This is a genomic window from Paracoccus sp. (in: a-proteobacteria) (assembly GCF_030604785.1).
GTDB lineage: Bacteria > Pseudomonadota > Alphaproteobacteria > Rhodobacterales > Rhodobacteraceae > Paracoccus.
Genome location: NZ_JAUVVF010000073.1, coordinates 1 through 6,337, shown reverse-complemented (window position 1 = coordinate 6,337; position 6,337 = coordinate 1). Strand labels below are relative to the sequence as shown.

At 65.6% G+C, this 6,337-nt stretch carries 7 protein-coding genes; all 7 read left to right on the top strand.

Annotation, left to right across the window (positions count from 1 at the left end):
• Window positions 1–275: 275 nt before the first annotated feature.
• Window positions 276–1,127, top strand: a complete 852-nt coding sequence (locus QAR72_RS15385) for a glycosyltransferase (RefSeq protein ID WP_304618256.1) — start codon at window positions 276–278, stop codon at window positions 1,125–1,127.
• Window positions 1,120–2,058 carry a DMT family transporter gene (locus QAR72_RS15380; protein WP_304618255.1) on the top strand — a complete coding sequence of 313 codons (939 nt, stop codon included), beginning with the start codon at window positions 1,120–1,122 and terminating at the stop codon, window positions 2,056–2,058. Before QAR72_RS15385 ends, QAR72_RS15380 begins: the two co-directional genes overlap by 8 nt.
• Complete coding sequence (locus QAR72_RS15375) at window positions 2,055–2,870, top strand: glycosyltransferase (protein ID WP_304618254.1); 816 nt, start codon at window positions 2,055–2,057, stop codon at window positions 2,868–2,870. The genes QAR72_RS15380 and QAR72_RS15375 overlap by 4 nt, the downstream gene beginning before the upstream one ends.
• Before the next feature lie 283 nt (window positions 2,871–3,153).
• Entirely contained in the window at window positions 3,154–3,525 is a 372-nt protein-coding gene (gene rpsL / locus QAR72_RS15370) for a 30S ribosomal protein S12 (RefSeq protein ID WP_022705687.1), read from the top strand.
• A 12-nt stretch (window positions 3,526–3,537) separates the two neighbouring features.
• Complete coding sequence (rpsG, locus tag QAR72_RS15365) at window positions 3,538–4,008, top strand: 30S ribosomal protein S7 (protein ID WP_304618253.1); 471 nt, start codon at window positions 3,538–3,540, stop codon at window positions 4,006–4,008.
• A gap of 18 nt (window positions 4,009–4,026) precedes the next feature.
• The gene (fusA, locus tag QAR72_RS15360; protein WP_304618252.1) at window positions 4,027–6,150 is read left to right on the top strand and encodes an elongation factor G; all 2,124 of its coding nucleotides are present in this window, start codon (window positions 4,027–4,029) and stop codon (window positions 6,148–6,150) included.
• Window positions 6,151–6,210: 60 nt separating this feature from the next.
• Window positions 6,211–6,337 (top strand): GTP-binding protein (locus QAR72_RS15355; RefSeq protein WP_304617595.1); only part of this gene is annotated, 127 nt, incomplete at its 3' end.

Genomic DNA, 6,337 nt, shown 5'->3' with positions numbered 1-6,337 from the left:
CGCCTCGGAACGCGATGCCAAGGTGATCGAGGCGCGCCGCGCCGAAGCCGAGGCTGCCGCCGCTCTGGCCGCTCCGGTCGAGACCGGCTTCGGCGGCGACAGCGAAGCCTGATCGCGTCAAGACATGGGAAAAGGCCCGGCCCCGCGCCGGGCCTTTTTCATTGACGACCCCCGCGCTCCGGCCGCGCCGGAAGCGGATTGTTATCGTTGCGGCATTCCCGGCTTGACCCTCGGGCCGTGCTGACAATACTCGCCACCACGGAGGCGGAGGGGTCATGCGCATTCAGGTTCTGGGGCTCTGCCGCTTCTCGATGCTGGCTTCGGGAGACTTCCAGACAACGGGCACCGATCTCGCCGCGAACCGGCGCATCCTCTACGACGCCCACCGCATGTCGCGCCGCATGGCCTGGTTCGAGAATCTGTGCCTTCCGCCTCTGATCTGGCAGCAGGATCAGGACTTCACCCTGGTCGTGGCAACCGGCATCGATCTGCCGGAACCGTGGATCGGCCGTCTGCGCACGATCGCCGAGGCCGTTCCGCAGATCCGGCTGGAGCAATTGCCGCCGGACCGTCAGGCCGCGATGTGCCGCGAGGCCCTGTCGCGCCATACCGACCTGTCGGCCGATGTGGTAGCGCAGTTCCGAATGGACGATGACGATGCGGTCGCCTTGGACTATGTGCGCCGCGTGCGCGCCGATTTCCGGCTGGTCGAGCGATTGCTGAACCCGCATCATCCTGTCGTGGTGAATTACACCAACGGTCTGGTGGCCGAATGGCGGCACGGCGGGCTGCGCCTGCATCGCGAGATGGCCCCGAACTGGGGGCTGGCGCAGAGCTTCTATTTCACCGGCGGCAAGGTCCGGTCCGCGATGAACTACCGGCACGACAAGGTCTGGGCCAAGGTCGCGACCCTGTCCATTCCGGACCGCCCCATGTGGATCAGGGGACATCACGACGTGAATGACAGCGGCGGGCATCTGATCGGTCGCAACCGGGTCGAGGCTGAGGATGCCGAGATCGACGACATCCTTGGCCGTCGTTTCGGGCTGGACCGCGCGGCGCTGGCTGCCGCGCTTGGCGAGGGTTCCAAGGCGGCCGCAGCGCAGGGGCAGGGCAAGAATGGCTAAGGCCCTCATCTCGCCCCTGCGCCGCGTGCGGCCCGCCTCGATCCGCCCCGAGCCGTTGAAGCCCGGAGACAATCTGCGCGGGGCCGCGCTGATGTGCGCCTCGATGGTGGCGTTCACCTGCAATGACGCGGTGGTCAAGTTCGTGTCGCAGGACCTGCCGCTCTATCAGGTGATCGCGCTGCGCGGGATGGTCGTGATGGCTTTGATCGCGCTGCTCGCGCAGCGTCAGGGCGGGCTGCGGCTGCGGATCGACCGCACGGCCCGCCGCCCGATGGGCCTGCGCCTGCTGGGCGAACTGGGCTCGACCGTGCTGTTCCTGAACGCCTTGCAGCACATGGCGATCGGGGACCTGACCGCGATCATGCAGGCGCTGCCTCTGGCGGTGATGCTGGGCGCGGCGCTGTTCTTCGGCGAAAGCCTCGGCTGGCGCAGGCTGACGGCGGTGCTGGTGGGCATGGTGGGGGTGCTGCTGATCCTGCGGCCCGGCACCGGAGCCTTCGGGATCTGGTCGCTGGTCGCGCTTGGGGCGATGCTGCTGGTCGCCTTGCGCGATCTGGCGACGCGCAGCTTCGGTGCGCAGGTCGGCTCGGCCACGATCGCCTTCTACGCCGCCGCCGCCGTCACGGCGATGGGCCTTGCCCTAAGCCTGTTCCAGGGATGGGAGGCGCCGAGCCTGCGCCAGCTTGTGCTGCTGGGCCTGTCCGGGCTGTTCCTGTCGGTCGGCTATGTCACGGCGGTGGCCGCGATGCGGGTGGGCGAGATCTCGGCCGTGGCGCCCTTCCGCTATACCTCGCTGCTGGCGGCGATCATCCTGGGGCTGCTGGTCTTCGGGGAATGGCCGGATGCCTGGACCTGGGCCGGATCGGCGCTTGTCGTGGGCGCGGGGATCTATACGATCTGGCGCGAAAGCAGGTTGGGGCGACGCGCATGAAGGTGCAGATGCTGGGCCTGTGCCGCTTTTCCTATGTGGGATTGCGCGGCTATCAGGTCGAACATTCCAGTTACGAGGAAAGACGGGCCTATCTTTATGATCCCGCCCGGCTCGAGCGGCGCTGGCAATGGTTCACCCGGCTGGCCCTGCCGGGCTGGCGCGCGCAGACGGATCCGGATTTCACGCTGGTCGTGATGACCGGACCGGACCTGCCCGAGCCCTTCATGTCCCGCCTGCGCGATCTTTGCCGTGAGATCCCGCAGCTGCGGCTGGAGCTGGTCCCCCCGATGGAACGGCACCTGGTCGCCTGCCGCGCGGCGATCGCCCCGCATGTCGACCCTTCGGCTGATGTGATCGGGCATTTCCGCCATGACGACGACGATGCAGTCGCGCTGGATTACGTCGCCCGCACGCGCGAGGATTTCGCGCTTGTCCAGGGCCTCTGGGAAACCGAGGGCAAGCTGTCGCTGGATTACGGGCGCGGCCTGATGCTGAAGGCCGAGGCCGGGCAGATGAGCGTGACGCCGCGTCTGTGCCACAACATGGGGGTCGCGCTGACGATCTTCCTGCGCCCCGACGCGCCCGAGACCGCCCTGCATTACGACCATTCCAAGCTGGCGCAATGGATGCCGGGGGTCCAGATCAACCGGCCGCTGATGTTCATCCGCTCGATCCACGGAGACAGCGACAGCGGCTCGATGGGGCCGGGCCTGCCCTGGGACCTGCCCGAGGACCAGCAGGGCCGCCAGCTGCGCCAGCGTTTCGGCCTGCGGCGCGGCGACCTCAAGGAGATGGCGCGCGACCTTCTTTAGCGCGGGCCACAGCGGGGGCGGGGCTGGGCGCGGGGCAGGGGGGCGCGGTTGACACTCCCCACGATTCCCCATATAGCGCCGCTACCCGGGAGGCGACTGTCCGGGTGCCAGAACCAAATGCGGTCACGATCCGGGCCATTCCTAGCCCCGATCCTCTGGAATGATGCCCGTCAGCCCTTCATGGGCCGGACGGGTTTGGCATTTTGCGATTCGCGCAGGATGCGGTCGAGAAGTGGCGCAGCCGGTTGGTTGCGAGTATTGACAGAGCAAGACGGGGAACCGAATGCCGACGATCCAACAGCTGATCCGCAAACCGCGGCAGCCGAAAGTGCAGCGCTCGAAGTCGCAGCACCTTCAGGGCTGCCCGCAGAAGCGCGGCGTCTGCACGCGCGTCTACACCACGACGCCGAAGAAACCGAACTCCGCTATGCGTAAGGTGGCCAAGGTCCGCCTGACGAATGGCTTCGAGGTCATCTCCTACATTCCGGGCGAAAAGCACAACCTGCAGGAACACAGCGTCGTGCTGATCCGCGGCGGCCGGGTCAAGGACCTTCCGGGTGTCCGTTACCACATCCTGCGCGGTGTGCTGGATACCCAGGGCGTCAAAGACCGTCGTCAGCGTCGTTCGAAATACGGCGCGAAGCGTCCGAAGTAAGGAGAGGCATCCATGTCCCGTCGTCACGCCGCTGAAAAGCGCGATGTCCTGCCCGACGCCAAGTTTGGCGATCGCGTGCTGACCAAATTCATGAACAACCTGATGGTTGACGGCAAGAAATCGACCGCCGAGCGGATCGTCTACAACGCGCTCGACCGCGTTCAGACCCGTCTGAAGCGCGAGCCGATCGAAGTCTTCCACGAGGCGCTGGATAACGTGAAGCCCTCGGTCGAGGTGCGTTCGCGCCGCGTCGGCGGTGCCACCTACCAGGTTCCCGTCGAGGTCCGTCCGACCCGCCGCGAGGCGCTGGCCATCCGCTGGCTGATCGCCGCCGCCGCCAAGCGCAACGAGAACACGATGGAAGAGCGCCTGGCAGGCGAGCTGGCCGATGCCGTCAACGGCCGCGGCACCGCCGTCAAGAAGCGCGAAGACACGCACAAGATGGCAGACGCCAACAAGGCGTTCAGCCACTACCGCTGGTAAGGCAAGAGGATTCAGACCATGGCACGCGAATATCCGCTGCAGCGTTACCGCAACTTCGGCATCATGGCCCACATCGATGCCGGCAAGACGACCACGACCGAGCGTATCCTGTATTACACCGGCAAGTCGCACAAGATCGGCGAAGTGCATGACGGCGCCGCGACCATGGACTGGATGGAGCAAGAGCAGGAGCGCGGCATCACGATCACGTCTGCCGCGACCACCACGTTCTGGCAGCGCCAGGAGGACCCGACCACCGAAGGCACGTCCGAGACGAAGTTCCGCTTCAACATCATCGACACGCCGGGCCACGTGGACTTCACCATCGAGGTCGAGCGTTCGCTGGCCGTCCTCGACGGCGCGATCTGCCTTCTGGACGCCAATGCCGGCGTCGAGCCGCAGACCGAGACCGTCTGGCGCCAGGCCGACCGCTACAAGGTTCCGCGGATCGTGTTCGTCAACAAGATGGACAAGATCGGCGCCGACTTCTTCAACTGCGTGAAGATGATCAAGGACCGCACCGGCGGCACCCCCTGCCCGATCGCTTTCCCGATCGGCGCCGAGGACAAGCTGGAAGGCATCGTCGACCTGATCAAGATGGAAGAATGGGTCTGGAAGGGCGAAGACCTCGGCGCAAGCTGGGTCCGTCAGCCGATCCGTGAAGAGCTGCAGGACCTGGCCGACGAGTGGCGCTCGAACCTGATCGAGCTGGCCGTCGAACAGGACGACGCCGCGATGGAAGCCTATCTCGAGGGCAACGAGCCCGACGAGGAAACCCTGCGCGGCCTGATCCGCAAAGGCACGCTGTCGCTGTCCTTCTTCCCGGTCACCGCCGGCTCGGCCTTCAAGAACAAGGGCGTGCAGCCGCTGCTGAACTCGGTCATCGACTTCCTGCCCTCGCCGCTGGACGTGCCGGCCTATATGGGCTTCGCGCCGGGCGACGAGAGCGAGACGCGCAACATCGAGCGTCGCGCCGATGACGCGCAGCCCTTCTCGGGCCTCGCGTTCAAGATCATGAATGACCCCTTCGTCGGCTCGCTGACCTTCACGCGCCTCTATTCGGGCGTCCTGAAGAAGGGCGACCAGATGATGAACTCGACCAAGGGCAAGCGCGAGCGCGTCGGCCGGATGATGATGATGCACTCGATCAACCGCGAGGAGATCGAGGAGGCCTTTGCGGGCGACATCATCGCGCTGGCGGGCCTGAAGGAAACGACCACCGGCGACACGCTGTGCGATCCGTCGAACCCGGTCGTTCTGGAAACGATGACCTTCCCCGAGCCGGTCATCGAGATCGCCGTCGAGCCGAAGTCGAAGGCCGACCAGGAGAAGATGGGCCTCGCCCTGGCGCGCCTGGCTGCCGAAGACCCGTCCTTCCGCGTCGAAACCGACCTCGAATCGGGCCAGACGATCATGAAGGGCATGGGCGAACTTCACCTCGACATCCTGGTCGACCGCATGAAGCGCGAGTTCAAGGTCGAGGCGAATATCGGTGCGCCGCAGGTGGCCTATCGCGAGACCATCTCGCAGCCGGCCGAGATCGACTACACGCACAAGAAACAGACCGGCGGGACCGGCCAGTTCGCGCGCGTCAAGCTGGCGATCACCCCGACCGAGCCGGGCGAGGGTTACTCGTTCGAGTCGAAGATCGTGGGCGGCGCGGTGCCGAAGGAATACATCCCCGGCGTCGAAAAGGGCATCAAGTCGGTCATGGACTCGGGTCCGCTGGCAGGCTTCCCGGTGATCGACTTCAAGGTCGCGCTGCTCGACGGTGCGTTCCACGACGTCGACTCGTCGGTCCTGGCCTTCGAGATCGCCGCGCGTGCGGCGATGCGTGAAGGTCTGCGCAAGGCCGGCGCCAAGCTGCTCGAGCCGATCATGAAGGTCGAGGTCGTGACGCCGGAAGAATACACCGGTTCGATCATCGGCGACCTGACCAGCCGTCGCGGCATGGTCCGCGGGCAGGACAGCCGCGGCAATGCGAACGTCATCGACGCCTTCGTGCCGCTGGCCAACATGTTCGGATACATCAACAACCTGCGGTCGATGTCTTCGGGTCGCGCGGTGTTCACCATGCTGTTCGACCATTACGAGGCCGTGCCGCAGAACATCTCGGACGAGATCCAGAAGAAATACGCCTGATCTTGCGGCGGGGCTTCGGCCCCGCTACCCCACACGCATTGACGAACAAGGAGCCATTCCATGGCAAAGGCAAAGTTTGAACGGACGAAACCGCACGTCAACATCGGCACGATCGGTCACGTTGACCACGGCAAGACGACGCTGACGGCTGCGATCACGAAGTATTTCGGCGAGTTCCGCGCCTATG